15 protein-coding genes are annotated in these 19,017 nt (G+C 66.0%); all 15 read right to left on the bottom strand.

What is annotated here, in order from left to right; genetic code table 11:
• Positions 1 to 765, bottom strand: a 765-nt coding sequence (locus tag NS6_RS33030) for an NAD-glutamate dehydrogenase domain-containing protein (RefSeq protein ID WP_245669601.1), incomplete at its 3' end; no start/stop codon positions are given.
• A 242-nt stretch (positions 766 to 1,007) separates the two neighbouring features.
• Positions 1,008 to 1,874, bottom strand: a complete 867-nt coding sequence (locus NS6_RS33025) for a hypothetical protein (protein ID WP_068050202.1) — start codon at positions 1,872 to 1,874, stop codon at positions 1,008 to 1,010.
• A 27-nt stretch (positions 1,875 to 1,901) separates the two neighbouring features.
• Entirely contained in the window at positions 1,902 to 3,038 is a 1,137-nt protein-coding gene (locus tag NS6_RS33020; protein WP_068050200.1) for a hypothetical protein, read from the bottom strand.
• Positions 3,039 to 3,120: 82 nt separating this feature from the next.
• Positions 3,121 to 3,468 (bottom strand): helix-turn-helix domain-containing protein, encoded by a 348-nt coding sequence (locus tag NS6_RS33015; RefSeq protein WP_068050198.1) that lies wholly within the window; start codon positions 3,466 to 3,468, stop codon positions 3,121 to 3,123.
• Between the two features lie 23 nt (positions 3,469 to 3,491).
• On the bottom strand, positions 3,492 to 5,219 hold the full coding sequence (gene eccE / locus NS6_RS33010; protein WP_068050195.1) for a type VII secretion protein EccE: 1,728 nt from the start codon (positions 5,217 to 5,219) through the stop codon (positions 3,492 to 3,494).
• Positions 5,216 to 6,574 carry a type VII secretion-associated serine protease mycosin gene (mycP, locus tag NS6_RS33005; protein ID WP_068050193.1) on the bottom strand — a complete coding sequence of 453 codons (1,359 nt, stop codon included), beginning with the start codon at positions 6,572 to 6,574 and terminating at the stop codon, positions 5,216 to 5,218. The genes eccE and mycP overlap by 4 nt, the downstream gene beginning before the upstream one ends.
• A complete protein-coding gene (gene eccD / locus NS6_RS33000; RefSeq protein ID WP_068050191.1) occupies positions 6,574 to 8,112 on the bottom strand; it encodes a type VII secretion integral membrane protein EccD in 1,539 nt (512 codons plus the stop codon). The genes mycP and eccD overlap by 1 nt, the downstream gene beginning before the upstream one ends.
• Positions 8,109 to 9,794 carry a CpaE/TadZ family protein gene (locus NS6_RS32995; protein WP_245669600.1) on the bottom strand — a complete coding sequence of 562 codons (1,686 nt, stop codon included), beginning with the start codon at positions 9,792 to 9,794 and terminating at the stop codon, positions 8,109 to 8,111. The genes eccD and NS6_RS32995 overlap by 4 nt, the downstream gene beginning before the upstream one ends.
• A gap of 30 nt (positions 9,795 to 9,824) precedes the next feature.
• Positions 9,825 to 10,685, bottom strand: coding sequence for an ESX secretion-associated protein EspG (locus tag NS6_RS32990; protein WP_245669599.1), 861 nt, complete (start codon positions 10,683 to 10,685; stop codon positions 9,825 to 9,827).
• 31 nt (positions 10,686 to 10,716) lie between these two features.
• Entirely contained in the window at positions 10,717 to 11,022 is a 306-nt protein-coding gene (locus NS6_RS32985; protein ID WP_068050189.1) for a WXG100 family type VII secretion target, read from the bottom strand.
• Between the two features lie 61 nt (positions 11,023 to 11,083).
• Complete coding sequence (locus tag NS6_RS32980) at positions 11,084 to 11,500, bottom strand: hypothetical protein (RefSeq protein ID WP_068050188.1); 417 nt, start codon at positions 11,498 to 11,500, stop codon at positions 11,084 to 11,086.
• 40 nt (positions 11,501 to 11,540) lie between these two features.
• A complete protein-coding gene (locus NS6_RS32975) occupies positions 11,541 to 12,932 on the bottom strand; it encodes a PPE domain-containing protein (RefSeq protein ID WP_068050186.1) in 1,392 nt (463 codons plus the stop codon).
• A 27-nt stretch (positions 12,933 to 12,959) separates the two neighbouring features.
• Positions 12,960 to 13,295 (bottom strand): hypothetical protein, encoded by a 336-nt coding sequence (locus NS6_RS32970; RefSeq protein ID WP_068050184.1) that lies wholly within the window; start codon positions 13,293 to 13,295, stop codon positions 12,960 to 12,962.
• 124 nt (positions 13,296 to 13,419) lie between these two features.
• The gene (gene eccCa, locus NS6_RS32965) at positions 13,420 to 17,430 is read right to left on the bottom strand and encodes a type VII secretion protein EccCa (protein ID WP_084471673.1); all 4,011 of its coding nucleotides are present in this window, start codon (positions 17,428 to 17,430) and stop codon (positions 13,420 to 13,422) included.
• A complete protein-coding gene (gene eccB, locus NS6_RS32960; protein WP_068050181.1) occupies positions 17,427 to 18,980 on the bottom strand; it encodes a type VII secretion protein EccB in 1,554 nt (517 codons plus the stop codon). Before eccB ends, eccCa begins: the two co-directional genes overlap by 4 nt.
• Between the last annotated feature and the right edge of the window lie 37 nt (positions 18,981 to 19,017).

The raw sequence follows: 19,017 nt of genomic DNA, 5'->3' as shown, positions 1-19,017 counted from the left end.
TGGCTGCGGCAGCACTCCGATGGATTGCGGATCGAATTTGACGGAGAGATGGGCCGGCGGTTCACCTTCGGCGTCACGCCGGAAGTAGTTGGTGCGCAGTGTCGCTGCGACGACCCCGAGTACCGTTCGCAGTACGCGGTCGGTGTCCAGGCTGACCACAGCGTCGATCTCGGCCTCGAGCCATTCCGCGATGCCGGGCGCGGATTCCCCGCTGCCGTCGGGATCGAAATAGGCCTCGAAGAGCCGGACGAAACCGCGCGACATCTCCGGGTTGGCGAGTAGTACCCGGGTGATCCCGGCGGTGCCGTAGGAGAAACCGGCCTGCTTCAGGTATTTCGCGTAGGTCCGCAGTATGACGACCTGGCGCCAATGCAGACCCGCGCACAGGATCAGTTCGTTGAGCGCGTCGATTTCCGCGGACCCGAACCACATGGCTTCGAACGCCGCGGTGAACCGCCGGGCGATACCGTCGTCCGCGGAATCGGCCGGGCGGCCCAGATCGGCTTCGAGTTCGGGGTCCAGCTGGGTGCGTAATACGGCCGAGACGACCCGTAACCGAAAATCGTAGATCCATTCGGATCCGTCGCCGATGGATTCGAGCTGATAGGGCCGTTCGTCCACAACCTCCACGCCGAGGCTGTGCAGTACGGGCAAGACCCGGCTCAGCGAGACACCCTCGCCGGCGGCGTAGAGCGTGAACCGCCACTCCCCCGGCGGAGCGTCCGCCGTCCGGTACAGGGCGGTCCGGAAACGCGCTGTACCCAACTCGCTCGGATCAATCCGGAATCGTATCGGCGAAACTGTGTCCTGAATTGTCGTCACCGTGATCCGCGCCTTTCCGCTTCGGGTTCGAGCCTGATACCAGGCACTCTACGTGTTTATTGTGCCGTTGTATAGCGGTACGTTAGAGACGTGCATGCGACCCTCTGTGGTGCTCCCGGGAAAAGCACTGCGGCAACACAGAATTCCGGCGAACAGACCGCAACCGGCCTGCCGGGCAGTAGCACTCAATCCGGAAGCAGACCCGACCGCACGAGGAAGGTCCGTGCAGCAGCAGGACCGGCGAAAGCACCGGTATCCAGACGCAGTCCGGAATTCGTATCGGCGAACCAGACCGCCGATGATGCGCTGATCGCCGCGAACACTTCTCCATCGGCGACCACTTCGCTACTGGCGGCCCGCCATTGGTCGATGGCCTGCGCAAGCAGGGCCGGCTGGGCGCTGTGCACCTGGAACGACAGCGCCCGGCCGCCCGTTGTTACCCCACCGGCCAGCAGCGGACTACCGGCCTCGAGCACACAACTACGCACACCGTCGGTCTCGGCGTGGGGCCGGCAAGTAGCTTCCCGCAGTGGACCCGGAAGCACGGCGAGCGGATCGCCCGGCGCGGACACGCCCCCCAGTCCGGGCGGCACGGACAGCGGCGGGGCGGTGAGCGCACAGGATTTGACCATCAAGAACGCCATCACCAGCAGAACCGCCACCGCGACACCACCCGCCGCACGCCACTGCCATTTCGGATGGTGCGCCGCGACAACAGCTTCCGCTTCTCCCGCGACCCGTGAGCGCAGAGAGCCCAGGACACCGCGGTGCCGATAGTGCGTGGCAGCGCCGCTTGCGGGGTCATGGGTGCCGTCAACCGGTGGATCGGGGTGCTGATGCCCCGTCGGCACGCCCGGCCACGACATCGGCCCGCCGGCCCTTCCGCTCATCTCGGCGAGATGCGCACCCAGCCCCCCGGGGGTCACGCCCCCGCCGGCACCGCCCGGCGACCCCACCGCGTGCGCGTCCGGCAACGGCGCACCACAGTTGGCACAGGCAGGGACAGCCGCCCCCGCGGTATGGCCGCAGTACTGGCAGCGTACCGATGTCATCACCGCATCCTCCCTCTCATGACCGGTTCACTGCCCGGTGATGATGATCGAGGAGATGGCGACAGTATTGACGGACCGGGGACCGGTACTCCGCAACGATGTCAGCACGATTTCGGATGTTTTCAGCGGTGGTTCGATCCGGGTGACGACCAGCGAGCGCTGATCCAGCGTCTCCTGGGTGTAAGTGGTCCTGTCCTCATCGTCGAACTGATAGGAAACGCGGCTCACCGTCCGGTATTTCGTCCACTGATCCGCACCGTCGGTTCCGACATGATCCCAGCCGGGGACGATACCGATCGAGTCGATCTCGTACTCCTGCCCCAAATCGATCCGTAAGACCTGACCGTCGATCTTGTAGGCCCGCGGGCAAGACCACGCCTTGTCCGGTTCCCCGGAAAAGGGATCCATACCGTCGGTGCCGCCGGGCGGACAACTCGATTCCGCAGCCTTGGGCATGATCGTGCCGCTACCGGACGGTTCCGTGGCCGGTGGAGCCTGAGTGGGCGCCGCGGTGACAGCCAGCGGAGTGCCGCCGGACTCCTCTTCACCACCGGTCACCACCAGCAGGACCACGACAAGTAAGGCGACCACTGCGGCCACGGCGAGCGCCACCCGGGGCTTCCGGAGCTGTTCGGCCGCCTCCCGGGCCATCTCCTGTGGCGACTGCCGGGGCGAAGCCGACGAATCGGTTTCCGCGGGCCGCTCCGGCTCGGCTTCCGGTGCGGCGGAGGCGTTCAGCCGATCCGCAACCCGTCCGGCGTTCTCGGTGGCCAGCGACGAGCCGGTTTCCGTTCCCAAGGTCTGGCCGCTGAGCAGGGCATTGATTCGCTCACTGGCCGAGGGCCCCGCGGTGGACCGCCGCGACGGCCGCGACACCGGCACCGGCACCGGATCGGAATCCGGCTCCCCGGCCGGGGTTTCGGGTTCGGCCCGACCCGTTGAGCGAGCGTAATCCACCGGACGGGACTCCGCAGCGGGGGCCGGGGCCTGACCGAGCAATGATTCGTCGAAACTCGCCCGGACGGGCGGGGCGCCGACAACCACCGGCTCCTCGGACCGGCCGGCCGGCTGATCGGTGAGCCCGAAAGCCGGATCCGCCAGCAGGGCATCCAGGATCGCGCCTCGATTGCGGAGAAATACATCTCCGGAATCCGCATCGGGCATAGCCCAGATGGTATCGGCTCAGCGACCATCCCCCTCCGGGTCATTCCCAAAAATGGGAATGATTATGGGTCGGATCGGTCCGTCACCGCGGTTTCTCGGCGGTGACGAAATACTCCGGCGGCACATCGAACACCCGCGCCAAGGCAATGATCAGATCGAGCCGCGGAATGGCATCACCGTGGATGAGCCGATACAGACCGGACTGCGATACCGGCACGTCGGGATAGGCCAGCTCCAGATGCTGCGCCAGCGAATACAAGGTCAGCCCGCGGGTCGACCCGTCCTCGGTGGAAACCACCGATTCGGCGATCAGCTCCGACAACCTGCTGGAAAAAATGGCTGCCGCGGCTTGTCGTGGAGTGTGCTCCTGCGCTCCCTCCGAGTTGTCGAATCGTGCGCTGCCCGCTTCGGTATCCGCTACCACGGTCATCGAGATTACCTGTTCTGCCCTTGTCAACGGGTGGGATGTCCATGCGGCCGGGTCACCGGAACCGTACGATCGGAGCTCTGTACCACCACAGCGCCCGGCGGCGGCCGGTCGTTGTCGTCGAGATAGCGGGTCTCGCCCCGCGGCTCCACCAGATTGACCCGAACCGTACGCATCGGGATCCGCACATCCAGCTGCGCCTCACCCACCTGTTCGATGGCCAGATCCACCGAACCCCGCCGCGGACTCCCCGGATCACTGATGGACATCGTGGTCGGCGCCGCAGAGACCTGCGGTGGTAGCTGGTCGAAAACGGCGATGGTCGCGTCGGTCTCGGTAATTCCGCTATCGACATCGGCCAACCGCAGCGAGCGGGTATCGCCTACTGCACTGACCAAATGCTGCCAGCGCTGCGGGCGGCTCGTATGCACCTCGATATCGGCGCCCACCACTGTGGCGCGCAGCACCAGCTGCTGCGCCACCGGAAGCATCGCCTGCACGTCCACTGCCCGCCGCCGGGGGTTGTACCGGGCCGGGTCGAACAGCGGCAGCGCCAGCCGGTGGCGCGGCTGCCCGGTGATGGCGCCCAGGATCTGGCCGTTGGGACCGATCGCCACCGACAGACCGGCTGCCATTTCCGGAGGTGCCTCCTCGACAGTCCGCTCGTCACGGGTGAGGTCGCGCAGGGAACTGCCCGTCGGCAGAGTGGCGCGCAGTGCGAGCGCCTGGCGGCCCGGCAACCGGCGCAGATAATCCGGCAACGTCTCCGTCATCGCCGGGCCCACATAGCGAACCGCCGCGCGGGGGCCGTCCGCCTCGCTCAGGCTCACCACCAGCGTGGTGCGCCCGCTGTTCCAGGTCCAGCAATCGTCGAGACCCGATTCGTCCAGTTCCGACCAATCGATCCCGAAACTGGTGACGAACCGGCCGGGAACCGAAGATTGCAGGGATTGCCACTGCTCGGTCAACTCCGGCAGTTCCGCACCGACATGGAGCAGACGCGTCGCGTCCACGAAGGCTTCCGCAGGTAGCGGATGCGCATCCATGCCACGTTCGCGTAGCCGCCCCGCGATCCGATGTGCCGCCGTGGCAAGGGTTTTCGGGGCGACAACCGAGCACGGGCCCCGGCGTGCCAGCATTTTCAGGTTACGTTCCTGATCCAGCCGCAGAACCAGCCAGGTCAGCCGGTTACCGACAACCGGATGCGAACCGATCAACTGGTCGTAGAGCATGCTGTAACTGCCCGCCGACCGCACACGTTGTCCGGTGGTGACGATATCGATATCGATATCGATCCCGTAATGGTCGAGCATGGGTAGCAGGCTCTCGACCGAAACCGTGTCCTCGGTGTAGATGGTTTGTTCGGCGATCACCGTCGGCAGATCGAGGTTCGGGGCGAGCTGGATCATGGCGATGAGTACGGCGCCGTCCTCGGCGATACCGCACAGTCCCGCCGGCACCTCGACGTCGTGCACCGGTAGCGGTGCGATGAGCCGGGCAACCCGCTGCTCCCGGCCCGTCCGGAATTCGAGCCGATCGAGCAGCCAGCGGACCGGGGTTCGCCCGTTGATCCGGATCACCGCTGTCAGCAGTAGTCCGGCCACGATCAGCGCCGCACCCCACAGTGGCAGATACGCGGACAATCCGGCTACCACCACACTGCCTCCGATTGTCATCACAGCGAAGGGACCGCGTTCCACGCCGGCGACCCGGCGATCGGGTGCATGCACCAGCCGTTCGGCCGTCACCGTCACCGCTGCCTCCGCCGCGCGCTCACTCCGTAAGTAGCGGCGGCGCCGACCAGTACGGCCACGACGATCACGATCGCGGCGGTGATACCTGGTCTGGCGTCCGGCGGGCGCGGTGCGGGAGGTAACTCGAATCCCGAAGCAACGAACAGGCCCTCCGGGGGCTCGGGGGGCGTGCGATAGCTCAGTGCAGCGACCGGATCGATGAGCCCGGCCCCCACCTTGTTGTCGACCCCACGCGCCGGCGCATGGGCCGACGCGGCGAGGCGAGCAGTGATCTCGATAGGTGTTTCGTTCGGGTACCGGGACCTGACCAGCGCTGCCACTCCCGCGGTGTACGCAGCGGCATAAGAGGACCCGCCCACCGGGCCCAGTTTTCCGGGAGTACCGACACCGTTGATCAACCCTGGGCTACCGGGGCCCAGAGATTCGATACTCGTTCCGGGCGCGGCCATCGTCACCCACGGGCCCATGAGCGATTCACCGACGGCCGTGCCGTGCGCGGTGGTCATTCCCACCGAGAGCACCGAGTCGCTGAAAACCCCGGGAACCGAAGCAGTCCGGACGTCGCGCCAATTCCGTGGATCACCCGGCCGCGCCGGGTCGTACCCGGGATTCTGATCGCCACACCCCTGGGCGTTGGTGTTGCCCGCCCCGGCCACGATCAACGAGCCGCGGGAATGCACGGCGTATCCTACGGCTTCCGCCAGCACCCCCAGATCGGCACCGGAATCGGTTTCCAGGCAGATCGGCAGGGGTACCGCGATGACTCCCGCACCGAGGTTCGCCGCGTGCACAATGGCACGCGACAGTGTGCGCAGTTCCCTGGCCACCCGCTCGCGATCTTCCCCCCCGAAGCGTTCGGGCCGGAAGGCACTGGAGCGATAGCGGATGGAGAGTACCCGTGCCTCGGGTGCGACCCCGGTGAAGCCGTCCGCCGGATCGGCGGCGCCCGCGATGATCCCGGCGACGAGAGTCCCGTGGGCGTCACAATCCTGGAGGCCGTCCCCACCCGCGGCCACATAGTCGCCGCCCGGCGCCAGTGTCGGCAAGCGAGGATGCGGCTCCACTCCGGTGTCGACCACCGCCACCGTGACACCGGCTCCGCGGCTCAAGGTGCGGGCATCGGCCAGGTTCAACGCCAATTCCGAAGGTGGTGTCCGGGATATATCGGTATCTTTCAGAACACCCGTGCCCAGACAGCCGGCCTCCTGCACGGTCGGCTGTTCCGGTCCGGGCGGACCGTCGGGCGGTGGTGCACCCACCACGACCTGTGGCGGCTCCATCGCGGCCGCGGGCCCGGTACCGATACACACGATGAGTGCGGCCAACGACACGGCCAGGGCCCTGCCCGGTCCCATCAGATTCCTCGCATAGCGGTGTATATGCCCATGATCCAGAAGGCGATCACGGGGACGACAAGGATCAGCCCGTACTCGATCAGGTCGATGATCCTGCGGGTCACCGGTGTGAGCCGTTTGCCGGGCAGACGCAGAGCGGCCGTCAACGCGGCGGCGGCGATCACTGTCACGATCAGCACGACGGCAAGGCGCGCGAAAGCAGTTCCGTAGGCCCCGACCAGTACCGATGCGACGCCGAGCACGGTCACCGACGACCCGGCGATCAGCGCTATGGCCTGTATACGGTCGGGGTACCAGCGTGAGCGCATGGCCAGGATCCCGGCAACCGCCGCGCCCATGACTATTTCGCGGATCCCGCCCGGGCTCACCACCGCACAGATCACCGTCGAAACCGATAGAAGCACCGAAATCGCCACCATGAGCCCACGCAGACTCGTCACGGCCAGCCGCGCCCGGCTCTCGATGCCGACCTCGTGGCTGCGCCGCGTCTGTTCCGCGGAGGCCGCGTCCTCGGCGTCCCGCTCGACATCTCTGTGGGTTTCGGCATCGAAGATATCGGTGAGTGTCGCCGGGTTGACCTCGTTGCCCGGATCGGGCAGGTCCGGGGGCCGGATCTTCGCGATCAGCACCGCAATCCGGGGCGCGAGGGTGAGCAGCACCAAACCGACGAATACCGCGCCGCCGGCGACCTGCCGGGTAGCCAGGTCGAAATAGGTCAGCGGCAATACCGCGGCAGTTACGGTGATACCGAGAACCGACACACTCATCAGAGTCGCGATACCCGAGCTCGTCAACCGCATCATCGCTACCGCCGCGACGGCCGTGACCACTGCCCCCGCCGCGATATTGGCCGGGGCGAACGGCCCAGGCTCACCGTATTCCGGCGGCACCAGCATCGCGCTGCCGGCGAACAGCAGTGGAAGGGCCGCGAGTGCGGCGCCCAGCGAGACCCGCCGCTTGGCCCCACTGCCCCGGATCGCCACGGCCGCCGCCCAGCACAACACCCCGAGTAGCAGGGCCGGTAGTCCACACCACAGCAGGGACCCGGTCCGGGTCCACGCCCAGGACAGCATGGTGGCGATGCCGACCGCACCGATCCCGAAGACCGCCAGCCCCACCACCGCAGCGGTATCGGCGTCGAACTCGGCGAACTCACGTTCGTTGATGAGGGCCAGTGCGTCGGTGATGTCCTCCACCACCGGTGTGAACACCTCGGCCGATTCGACCGGCGCGAGCATCAGGACCGTACCGTCGACGATGTTGTGATCGCCGAGGCTGCGCCAGCGCGGAATCGGCGGCTCACCCGGCCGGGCCAGACTCCATTGTCCCTGTGGCGGACTGAAATCCACCTCCGAGTCATCGATCGCGTCCGCAAGGACGGCGACCAGATCGTCGATGAATGTCTCGACAGTGAACTTCGTGGGCACCACCACATCCACCTGATAGGTGGCAACCATCACGGCGATCCGGGCGCGCGCGACCTCGGCCGGGGCGGCAGCACCCCCCGGGGCGGGCGGCGCCGTCTGTACTGCGGTCACCGCATGGCTCCGGGGCCACCACCGGACGGCTCGGCCATATAGCCGGGGAAATCATCGGCCAATCCGGCCGCCAGATCTTCGAAGGCCAGCGCGGTTTCCCGCTGGAGCATGCGCAGATCGATCTCGCTGCCCTCGGCGAGGTGCGGGTCGAACGGTATCTGCACAGTCGGCCGCTGGGCCGAAGCGAACAACTTCTCGATGGCTTCCACATCCACGGTCGGTTTGACGGGATGCTGCCGGACGATCGCGACGACGGAGTTCGCGATCAGCTGGTCGAACCCGTGGGAACTGAGCCAGTTCAGCGTGGCGACGGCACCGGTGACACCGCCGACCGTCGCGGGGGTTACCACCACCACCGCGTCACTGGTGTGCAGGACACTGTTGGTCGACGAATCGAGCACTCCGGTTCCACAGTCGACCACGAGCAGATTGTAATGGCGCCGCAGTATCTGCACACCGTGGCGGTATTCGTCCCCGGTCAATGCGTCACCCGCATCGGTGTTCCAGGGCGAGGCGACCACAGCGAGGTCGGCGGTATTGACCGCGGTGTAGGAGTGCACGGCGGAAAAGGAATCCAGCCGGTCGCCGGCCGCAGCGAGATCGCGCAGGGTGAGCCCGAACTGGTGCCGGGCCGTACGGCTGGACAGATCACCGAAATCGGGGTTGGCATCGACGGCGACCACCCGGTCGGGCCGCAGCTTGGCGAAGGTCGACCCGAGACCGGCCGCGGTCGTGGTCCGGCCGACGCCGCCCTTCACGCTGACCACCGCGATCTGGTACGGCGCGGTGAGCTGCCTGCGGATCCGCGTACGCCGGCTCTCCGCGCGTTGCTCCGCCGGCGACAGCCCGAGATTGAAGCCGACCTTGTTGAGCGCTCCGCGCACGCCCGCATTGGAACGCAGATGCGCTTGCCGGACTGCGGCGATTTCGGCCAGCAGTTCCGCGGACGCCAACGCGGGCGGCAACACCTCTATGCGGCCGGTGGTTTCGTATGCCTGCCGGTTGATGCGATCGGGAACTCGCGAATAGTCCGGCGCGGAGTGCACAGGCGCAACGCCCGGCGACGCAACGTAGCCGGTAGGCGAACCCTGCGATACCGCCGGGTTCGCGTACTCGGGCCGGCTCGCGAACTGGGTATGCGCCGGGGGCGCGATACCCGCCTCTGGCTGTGCAGGGTGATGGCCGGTCTCCACTGCGGACGGCCGGTCCGCTTGGGGGGCGGCGGAACCCACCGGAGCCTGGCCCGCCCCCGCCATTCCTTGCTGTTGACGTTGCGCTATGGCCTGCCGCTCGGCTTCTGCTGCTTGCTGATGCGTATCGGCAGCCCGCCGGCGCAGCTCGGCCAACTCACCGTCGGTGACACCATTGGATTCGGCGGATGCGGCGGCGGGTTGCGGAGCGGGACCGGATATCGCCGAGGGTGCGGCGCTCGGCGATGGAGCGGCGACACCAGGAGAAGAGGAGGAACCGGGAGCGGCCGGGGAGACCTCACCGGCCGCGGGTTCCACAGGCCGGGACTCGGGTACCGAAGGCCTATCGCTGGCCGGAGCACCGGGGGGGCTCGCCGGTCCTGGACCGGAGCCGTCTGCCGGAGGTCCCTCGAGCTGTTCGAAGTACGCGTCGTACCCACCTTTGGCGAGTGCCGCGGAGGCGTCGCCGTTGGTTGTCGGTGCCCGGTTCATCTCACCGTCCTCTCATCCAGCACTGGAACGTCAACCGGTGCGCGCGGTATTGAACCAACTCCCCCCCGGCAGGAGCTCCGCCAGGGTGTTGATACCACTGTGCAGAGCCGCGTGATCACCAGGCCGGAACGTCGACCGGGTCCGCCCGTCCAACGTCACGCTGGGTGTGATCACGAACCGTCCGGGGAACGTGTCCACCACCTTCATACAGATTGTGAAGTCGGGTGTTTCAGGTCCGCCGTCCCGATGTTCGATCATGAGTACCTCGGCCTCGCGGACGATCTCACCGAGCGCCCGGGTGAGCACGTTTGCGGTTCGTGCTGTGGCGCCCAGTTCACGCAATCCGGCGCGCACACCGTCCGCATCCTGCGGCGGGTCGCCCACTTCCGGATCGGCCGCGGTCAAAGGATCGAAATCCAGTACCGGATACTCACCGAGTACCGATTCCAGTACTGCCGTGAGCGTATCCAGCTGCGAACCCTTGTGGAACACCGACTGGATAACGACCTCGTCATCGCAACGCACAGCGAGAACGTGTCGTTCCCCGCTACGAACGAACGAGAGGCGCAGCATCGTCGGGACGTGGCCGGCACGACCGTTGTCGATCACCCGCACAGCCAGCTCGGTATCCGGACGTTCCAGGCACCGCAGCCAACCTGCCACCACTGGATCCACCTCGCCACCGGAGACGATTCCGTCCGCGGTGAGCTGTTCCACGACAGCAGACCGCACTCGGTCGCGGTCGGAGATCCGGAAGATATTCGGCATGATCGCAAGGACCAGCGGATAAGTGTCGATGCCGACCATGTCTTTGAGGGCAAGGGCGGCATCGACATTCAGATCCACCGACACCGGGTCGCCGGACTCCTCCGCTGCCGGGGAACTTCTCACCGGTGTATTTTCGGTCAACGCACCACGCGCTTCAGAGTAGGTTTCGGAACATCCGAGCGACGTCCTGGTCCGCGCTACCGATCATATCGGCGGCATTGTTCGTCGACCTGTCGAGATTCCTGATGCTTTGCTCGTAGGCTCTGAGCCGCCGGTCCAGATCTCTTGCCACCTCGTCGTAACCACTGGCACCATCACCCTGGAACTGGGTGAGCAGGTCTTCTTTCATTTTGTTCAGTTTAGTGATGTCGTCTTCCATATCGTTAACGACACCCTTCACCTGACCCAAGGCCTCCATAATTAGACCTTTGTCATTATAAATTTTTCCAGGAACAGCCATCAGAAACCCTCCTCATTCGGGTGTATAGATAATTTATGTGCGCAATCTTCCCGATACGCGATCAGAACCAATCGGTCTTCGCTTTCGTCGGGTTCATAGGGTCAACCCGCTGATCGACCGCGCCGTCATTCCAGCTGCCGGTACCCCCTGTTTCCACTTTCCCGTCCGTGTAGGCTTCTCCCATCCCACTGATCAGCGCCTGCAACGCTTCCCCATCCCGGGAAGTGAACTCTGCGGCCGATTTATGGATCATGCCCATGATTTCTTCGATCTTCAGCGCCACGTTCCGACCGGTGTCGAGGACGTTGGCGAAAGCGTTTTCGACCGCAGTACCGGCTTGGCCGACGAATGCGGTCTGGAGGGTATTCTGCGAACCGCCGAGCCTGCTCAGGTTCTTCTCCAAATCCTGCAACGGCCCGTTCATTCCGGTGGCAAAATTTGTCAGCGTAGTTTCGTCGGCTTCTGTGAAGTTGGCCATGATTCTCTCCCTTTCGTTACTCCAGTGAATCCCGGCCGATTCACCGGGTACTGAATCCATTCTCCGACTCGGCCGGCTCGTCGAGCCGGTCCAGTACTCCCACCAGTGAGGAGTCCTCGGACAGTTCGATATCCGGTTCCTCGTCCGTGTATTCGATGACGCCGATCGCCGGCGGCCGTTCGAGTTCCGGAACCTCGAAATGCTCGCCTGGCGCGAAGACCTTTCCTTCTCTCGTTTCCTCGTCGCGGCGGCGTCGCATCCGGGCGGTCGGTGCCGATACTCGCCTCGCAGCACTGCGCGCCGGAGCGGCCGAGGGCGGCGCGGCACTGGTGGGCGCACCGAAAGCGGTACCGGAGCCCGGACTCCAGCCCGTGGGCAACCGGAAGCCGGTTGCCGCGCCCGGCATCGAACCGAATCCGCCCCGCATCATTCCGAATCCGGTCAGCGCACCGGCGCCGCCGTTGAGAGCGGCCAGCGTGGACGATCCCGAGGAGACGCCGGCCAGCGGGCTGGCCGGCGAAGTACCCGGGTCGTAGCCATCGTAGCCGTCGGGCCCGGACTGCGGCGCCAGTGATTGCTGCGGATCGTTGAGTGGTTGCTGCTCCAACCCCGACGGCCCCGGGTCCGGCCCTTCGCCGCCGGGCCCGGAGTCCCCGCCGCCGGAGTCCGGGCCGCTGCCGGAGGTTTCGGACCCCCCACCGGCCTGGTGGGGACCACTACTGGAGTCCGCAGGAAAATGCGGACTGTCGGGCCCATTGTCCGCCAAGCTCCGTAGCACGCCGGTCACTTGCGGATCGGGCGTCGGCACCGCATCGGGTCCCGGCATCGCGATCGGCGGCGGCGGCGCGAGCGAACCCGCCACCGCGGCCAGGTCCATGAGCAGCCCCACGGCACCGACCTCATACCCCGCCATGGCACTGCCGGCGCGAATTCTCAGTTCGAAATACTTCGCCTCCGCCGCAGCATGGGCCGCGCTCGCCCCGGCGAACACCAGGGCTGCCCCCGCCGACACCGGCCCGGCGCCGGCGGAGGCGACCGCACCACTGCTGGCCATCACCGCAGCCGTGGCCGCCAACGCCGCCATCACCGCTTGGATTTCCAGCCTGGGCGGCATCGCCGCGAGTGCCGCCTCGTGCAAACTCACCCCACGACCGGCCAGCGCGGCGACCTGCGCCGAGATCCGGGCCTGGTCACGCACCCACTGGTTGTGTTCACCGAACGCCGCCTGCGCACGCTCGGCGCCCAACCCACTGGGCCATGCCGTCGACAGGTCGCCCAATAGCCCCTCGGTGCCGGCCGCTGCCGATTCGAGCGCGTAGTCGACTGTCGAATAGCCACGCGCAGCGTCGTACATAGGAGCCGCACCGGGCCCGCTATCGATCAGGTCCCGATTCTGGATCGGCTCCAGCGCGAAGTACTCGAAGAATGGCATTGCACCCTCACTCCGCGACGAGGTCGATCAGTTACCGAATACAGAAGCAGCCACGGAATCGCCGACCGCGGCGACCGTCACGCTCCCGGCAGCGTCCGTCGTCGTGAAGGTACCGGCGGCCGGGATGATTCTGGCGACGCCGTCGAGCTTTACGGCGCTACCGGCACCAATAAGAGTGGACAACACTGCCCCGAACGAGCTGAAGCCGACCGACATGAGCATGCCCGGAAAATGAAATCCGGTGGGCGCCGGCATCAACTCCGGCGTTTCGGCCCGGACCGTGCCGACCAGATTGGCTTCCTGGGCAGTAAAACCTGAGCTGATCCCAGGCAGCAGATCAGGAGTGATTTGGATAGGGATCATCGAAGCTCCGATCGATCAATCTCCACGCCCGTCACCGACTTCCGGCAACAGAGCAGTACACACAGAACGCTAGGCCATTCCCAATATTGGTGAGTCCCACTGAGCGGCCCACCGGGCACAGCCGTCATTCAGGTATCCAAGCCGACTGGACCAGGTCCTTCGTCGACGTCAGCGGTTCCACCAGGATTCCGCGTCCCACGGGCTGCTTGGTGGGTTTCACATCGCCGATGAGCATTCCGTCCATCTTCGTCCCGTCCATGATCAGCCCCGAAGAGTTCAGGTTTTTCACTTGACCGAGCACACTGTCGTACATCGCCGAGTCGGCTTGGGCGATACTGCGTGCAGCGATCAGGTGGAAACCGGTATCGCGGCCGTCGACGATGAGTTCCTTCAGCGCATCGAGCGGATTCATCTGCCCCCGCTGAACGACCATGTGATAGTCGTCCACCACCACGAAGATCTCCGGCCCACTCCACCAGGAGCGTTCCTTCAACTGCTGCGATGTCACCCCTTCCGGGGGGCGCCGATCACGTAGCTTCTGCGCGACGAACGGCAGATCATGGGTCAGATCGCGGTTACTGGTCAGATACCCGATCGACTGCTCCTCGGGCACCGCGTCCATGTGCCGCCGGCGGTAGTCGATCAGCAGCACCCGCGCCTGATCGGGAGTGAAGCGGGTTCGAATGGATTCCAGTAGAGCCCCCAGCACCGTCGACTTCCCGCTCCCCGAGGAGCCCAGCACCACGAAATGGGTTGATACTCCGAAATCGAGCACAGCCGGGCCGAGATCGGATTCACGGATTCCGAACGGCACCCGGAGTCGCTCGGCCAGATTGGTCGGCGGCGCAACATTTGCCAGGATCTCGGGCATGGTCACCTGGCTCGGCAGCAAACGTACCTCGGGAGCTCGTCGTCCGGAGAAGGTCTGGCCGACCTGGGTTATCGCCGCGCTGAGCCCGGCCGCGGCACTATCCGCATCACCGTTCCCGTCGTTTCGCGGAAGTGCCGTGATCATGTGCAGGCCCTCGCCCGAAATACACCTACCCGGCCGGTTCGGCGGGACCGCGGCGACGACGGCGCGGTGGGCGCTGAACATCGTATCGGTGAGATCACCCAGCCGCATTTCCAGCCGGGTCTGGATGAGGTCCTTGACCGCCGGGCGGATCGCCGCCCACCGGGAGCTGCTCGCCACCAGATGCAGACCGTAGTTCAACCCCTGCAGCGCAATTGTTTCCATGATCGGCATGTACTCGTCGTAGTACGGCCCGTTGACCGCGAATCCGATATCCCAGCCGTCCACGACCACGAATACATCGCCGTGCTCGTCGCCGTAGGACGACAGTTCGGCGGTGCCTTCCGGTGTGCTCCGCCGCCGGCGGAATTCCCGCATGGAGTCGATACCGAGATGGTCGAACAATGCCTGCCGGGAAGCGAGCAGATTGCGGAGCAGTGCGAACGTACGGCGAATACGGTCCACATCGCGCACCGAGGCCACCACACCCACATGCGGCAGCGTGCGCAATCCGGAGAGGCCGCCGGAGAAATCGAAGCAGTAGAACTGCACCTGCTCGGGCGAGTGAGTGAGCGCGGCCGAGAGAATCAGCGTCTGCAGCGCAGTGGATTTACCCGATTGCGGTCCACCCACGACGGCGGCGTGTCCCCCGGCCCCGGAGAGATCCACCGACCAGACGTCCTGTCGCTGCTGTCGCGGTCTGTCGATGATCGCCCACGGCACGCGGAGTGTGCCGGTTTCGACTGCCTGGGTCAGCCGGTCCAGTGTCGGCGGCACACCGAGCGGTGGCAACCACATCTTGTGCGCCGGGCGGCCGTGCCGCGCGAACTGCTCCAGGACCGTTTCCATCACGGTGACAGGCTCGGCATCGTTGTCCTGCGGTTCGGGCACCGAAACCGGCTCGACCACCTGTACCGTGCGCGACTCCACGATCCGCGCCGCGGTGAAACGCTGCGGCGGCTTGTACCCGCCACCGGGACGACGGGCTCGCTGCGCGCTCGACGCGATGGCCTGCGCCGGCGGGCTGTACGGCCCTCCGACATAAGCGGCCTGGAACCGCTGCAGATCACCGGCGCCGACCCGCAGATAGCCGGAACCCGGCTTCTTCGGCAGATGGTAGGCGTCGGCCGTGCCGATAGCATCGCGGGAATCGCTGGTCTGGTTGGTGCGCAGCGCGATCCGGTAGGACAGGTGCGCTTCCAGCTCGCCCATCCGGTTCGCCGGCACCTTCTGCGAGGACAGCAGCAGGTGGATCCGTAGCGAGCGGCCCAGGCGGCCGATGGCTACGAACAGCTTCGAAAAGCTCGGGTGCTGTTCCAGCAGTTCGGCGAATTCGTCGAGGATGATGAGCAGAGTCGGCAGCGGTTCGAACCGTGCGCCCTGTTCCCGTGCTTTCTCGTAGTCGGCGACGCTCGCGAAGTTCCCCGCGTCGCGCAAGACGCGCTGGCGGCGCGCCATCTCGCCGTTGATCACGTCCTCCATACGAGTGACGAGGTCGGCCTCCTCCTCCATATTCGTGACCACCGCGGTCACATGGGAGAGCCGGTCGAACCCCAGGAAGGTCGCACCGCCCTTGAAGTCGACCAGCAGCAGGTTCAGCACATCCGGGGAATGCTGCGCGACGGCGGAGAGAACCAGGGTGCGTAGGAACTCCGATTTGCCCGACCCCGTCGCGCCGATGCACATACCGTGCGGGCCCATACCCTCCTCGGCGGATTCCTTGATATCCAGGAACACCGGCTGCCCCGTGGGGTCGTGACCGAAAGGAATGTTGAGGCGACTGCGGTCGGCGTCACGGCGTGTCGGCCACTGCCTGTCCACGCGAATGTTTCCCGGGTCGGTGATCCCTACCGTGTCTTCCCAAGAGGTACTTCCACTGGCCTGCTCCGCGGCAACCGCCTCCACCACAGTGGACAACCGGTAGGGAGACAGACGGCGAGCCACAGCCGTCGCCTGCATAACCGACATGGTGTCCGCGGTGCCGACGAGACGCGTGCCGCGCGGTGTTATCTCCTCGAGCATGTGGTCGGCCGCGACGTTGAACTGTAGTGAACGCGGAAGTGATTGCTCCGACTCGCCCAAGCGCAGCCAAGTGCAGCCGTCGATCCCGGAAATATCCCGGTCGGTGTTCGCCCCCCCGGATTCGACGAGCAATACGAAATGCGATTTATCCATCGTGGGTTCGTTGTTCGCGGAGAATGGGCCGCGGTTCAGTCCGGCCAGAACTTTCGTTCGCAGCTCGGCCACGGTGCGATACACCATCCGGCTCGACCCGACGGCGTCCGTATCGGACGGATGCTGGGTATGCGGCAGCCATTTCAACCACGACCATTCCGGACTGTCCGGATCGTTCAGTACTGCGGCTACCGCCACCTGATCGGGCCCGTGCAGGACGGTGATCTCGGCAACCATCGCCCGGGCCAGACCGGCCACCGCGTCGGCATCACCGTCCAGGGCGACCAGCGGCGCCGACAGCAGATTGATCGCGACCGGCATTCCGCCGACCGTCGAATACGCCTTGGCGAACCGGGTCAGCTCGACCACACCGACCGGGTCGAGATCGGAGGTCGGGGCCGCTTCCGGAACGATGACCCGGACCTGGTTCGCGATCCGGCCGCGCCCCATTCGCACGCGCAGGAACTGCGGGTTGGCGACCTGCACCTCCCACATCCGGTTGCCTCCGGTCAGCCGACCGAGTCCCATCGGGCCGGGGTGGGTGTAGGAAAGGTATTCGTACAGCTCGGTTTCGGCTTCGTGCACGGTTTTGCGGTTGTCGGTGATCGACCGCAGATAGTCTTTGCGTTCCTCGTTCAACCCGGCGGCCGTACTGTTCGCTCCCCCGCTGCCGCCCAATGTCCCGCCCAGCATGCCGAACATCGACACGATCATCATCATCGGGAACATCATCATCATCGGGGACATGGCGCGCCCGCTGGAGAACATCATCGCCATCATCCCGACCATGGCCAGCACCATGATCACCGGCATGATCATCTTCATCCGTGACATCGGCACCGGCCGGGGCAGCTCGGTCGGTGGCTGCAAACGCAATTCGGTGACAGCCGGCGCCTTGGGCCCCCGGACCATGCGGGCAGGCCGGACGAATCGGCGAGTGGCTGTCATTTCTTGCCCTGCATCTGCACGCCCGTCATATTCGTCGGTATACCGTCGTGCTGGATCATCGCGTCGGGTGCCGAGAGCGTCGGCCCGACTGCGAACAGCGAAACGATGCTCCACGGCGCGACCACGGGTTCCTGAAGGCCCAGCGCGGACAACGTCGGATCCCTGCTGCCGCCCTGTACTTCCACGACCAGCCCGTGGCGGACACCGCTGTCGGTGATCCAGAACAGTGACTCACGCAGGGGCGAACCGGGTTCGGCGCCGGTGACCTGGACGAACTTTCCGGTGTCCCGCGGCAGGTACGCATAATCGGCGGTGGCGCCACCGGACCAGGGCGCCGTTACCAGCTGCACGGTCCGGCCCCGCTCCTGTTTGGTGAGCGGTAGCTCACGGCCGAACAGCAGCCTGGTGTGCGCATTCGGATCGGTACCGGTCCGGGCCCAGTGGTAGCAGGTGATGAGGTCGCGGATGGGGTCCAGGATCTCGACCGGTTGTGCCGGATAGGTGGCCGTACCCGGCCAGTCGCCCGGGCGCAGATTTGCCGCGGCCACATCGGGACTGATGGTTCCCGTGGTCACCACACCGTGTGAATTCGCGTTACGCACGATGGCGGCCAGCACCGGACTCACCCGCACCAACCCGGCATTCGACACAAGGTAATAGGCGGCCGGCTGGTTCGGAGTGGCTACCGTGACGACGGAGCCGACAACCGCATCCAGCGCGGGTTTCAAGGTCACCGGCGCACCGGCAGCCGGTACGTCGGGGACTCGGATCGGCGGCACTTCGGGGATGGCGCCGAGCAGACCGGGCGAGGCGGCGGCCACAGTGGCCGTCGCGTCGATTCCCAGGGCCAGCAGCACCGGCGAATCCGCCATATTGATTTCGGCCCGCACCACGCCCTGCTCCGAATCGTGGTAGACCAGCCAGGTCGCGTCCTCACCACGCAGCAACCGGGCCTGCGGTGCGCGCATTTCGTGGATGGCGTCGTCGTCCACGCTCAGCGGGCCGGCGATTGCCGTGGTGAGTACCGCGGAGCGAGACAGGATGGGCAACCCCGTTTTCGGATCCACCGGCGCTGCGGCCCCGGTGCGGGCGGTGTCACAGACCGTCCATTCCGAATCCTTCTCTGCTGCGTCGTTGATCTGTCCCGGTGCGCCCGGGATACCCACCCAGGCCCCGCGCGGGTACTTTTCCAGCTCACTGCGCGTGACTTCCACAGGATTGGTGGCCTGCCCGACGATCAACCGGGCCGAGGTCAAGTTGAGCGCGGGGTGCAGCCGCTCGCCGAGTTTCACATACAGCGCACCACTGTCCTTCTCCGCGATGATGGGTGAGTTCGCCACCGGCTTGGCGGGTTTGAAGAATGCCAGGACGGCCGCCCCGGCGATGCCGACGCAGGCCAGCACGACCCCGATGGACAGTGCGGTGGACCGGCCCCGGGACGGGTCGTCGATCATCGAAGCGTCGCGGCGCACCAGGGCGTGCTCGATGCGGTGTAGCAGAAACCGCCAACCCGAAACCTGGTGTTTGGTCACCACCCGGAAGCGTGCCACCGGTATATGTTCCTTCCGCCGACCTCGGCCACAACCT

The organism is Nocardia speluncae NBRC 108251, assembly GCF_001613245.1.
GTDB classification, from domain to species: domain Bacteria; phylum Actinomycetota; class Actinomycetes; order Mycobacteriales; family Mycobacteriaceae; genus Nocardia; species Nocardia speluncae.
The sequence above is the reverse complement of the archived record's forward strand: the minus strand, read 5'-3'. Positions and strand labels throughout refer to the sequence as shown.

Excerpts from the sequence above, each read along its gene's own strand:
- NS6_RS33025 (WP_068050202.1), bottom strand. The coding sequence starts at position 1,874 with ATGACATCGGTACGCTGCCAGTACTGCGGCCATACCGCGGGGGCGGCT.
- NS6_RS33020 (WP_068050200.1), bottom strand. The coding sequence starts at position 3,038 with ATGCCCGATGCGGATTCCGGAGATGTATTTCTCCGCAATCGAGGCGCG.
- NS6_RS33015 (WP_068050198.1), bottom strand. The coding sequence starts at position 3,468 with ATGACCGTGGTAGCGGATACCGAAGCGGGCAGCGCACGATTCGACAAC.
- mycP (WP_068050193.1), bottom strand. The coding sequence starts at position 6,574 with ATGGGACCGGGCAGGGCCCTGGCCGTGTCGTTGGCCGCACTCATCGTG.
- NS6_RS32995 (WP_245669600.1), bottom strand. The coding sequence starts at position 9,794 with ATGAACCGGGCACCGACAACCAACGGCGACGCCTCCGCGGCACTCGCC.
- NS6_RS32985 (WP_068050189.1), bottom strand. The coding sequence starts at position 11,022 with ATGGCTGTTCCTGGAAAAATTTATAATGACAAAGGTCTAATTATGGAG.
- NS6_RS32980 (WP_068050188.1), bottom strand. The coding sequence starts at position 11,500 with ATGGCCAACTTCACAGAAGCCGACGAAACTACGCTGACAAATTTTGCC.
- NS6_RS32975 (WP_068050186.1), bottom strand. The coding sequence starts at position 12,932 with ATGCCATTCTTCGAGTACTTCGCGCTGGAGCCGATCCAGAATCGGGAC.
- NS6_RS32970 (WP_068050184.1), bottom strand. The coding sequence starts at position 13,295 with ATGATCCCTATCCAAATCACTCCTGATCTGCTGCCTGGGATCAGCTCA.
- eccCa (WP_084471673.1), bottom strand. The coding sequence starts at position 17,430 with ATGACAGCCACTCGCCGATTCGTCCGGCCTGCCCGCATGGTCCGGGGG.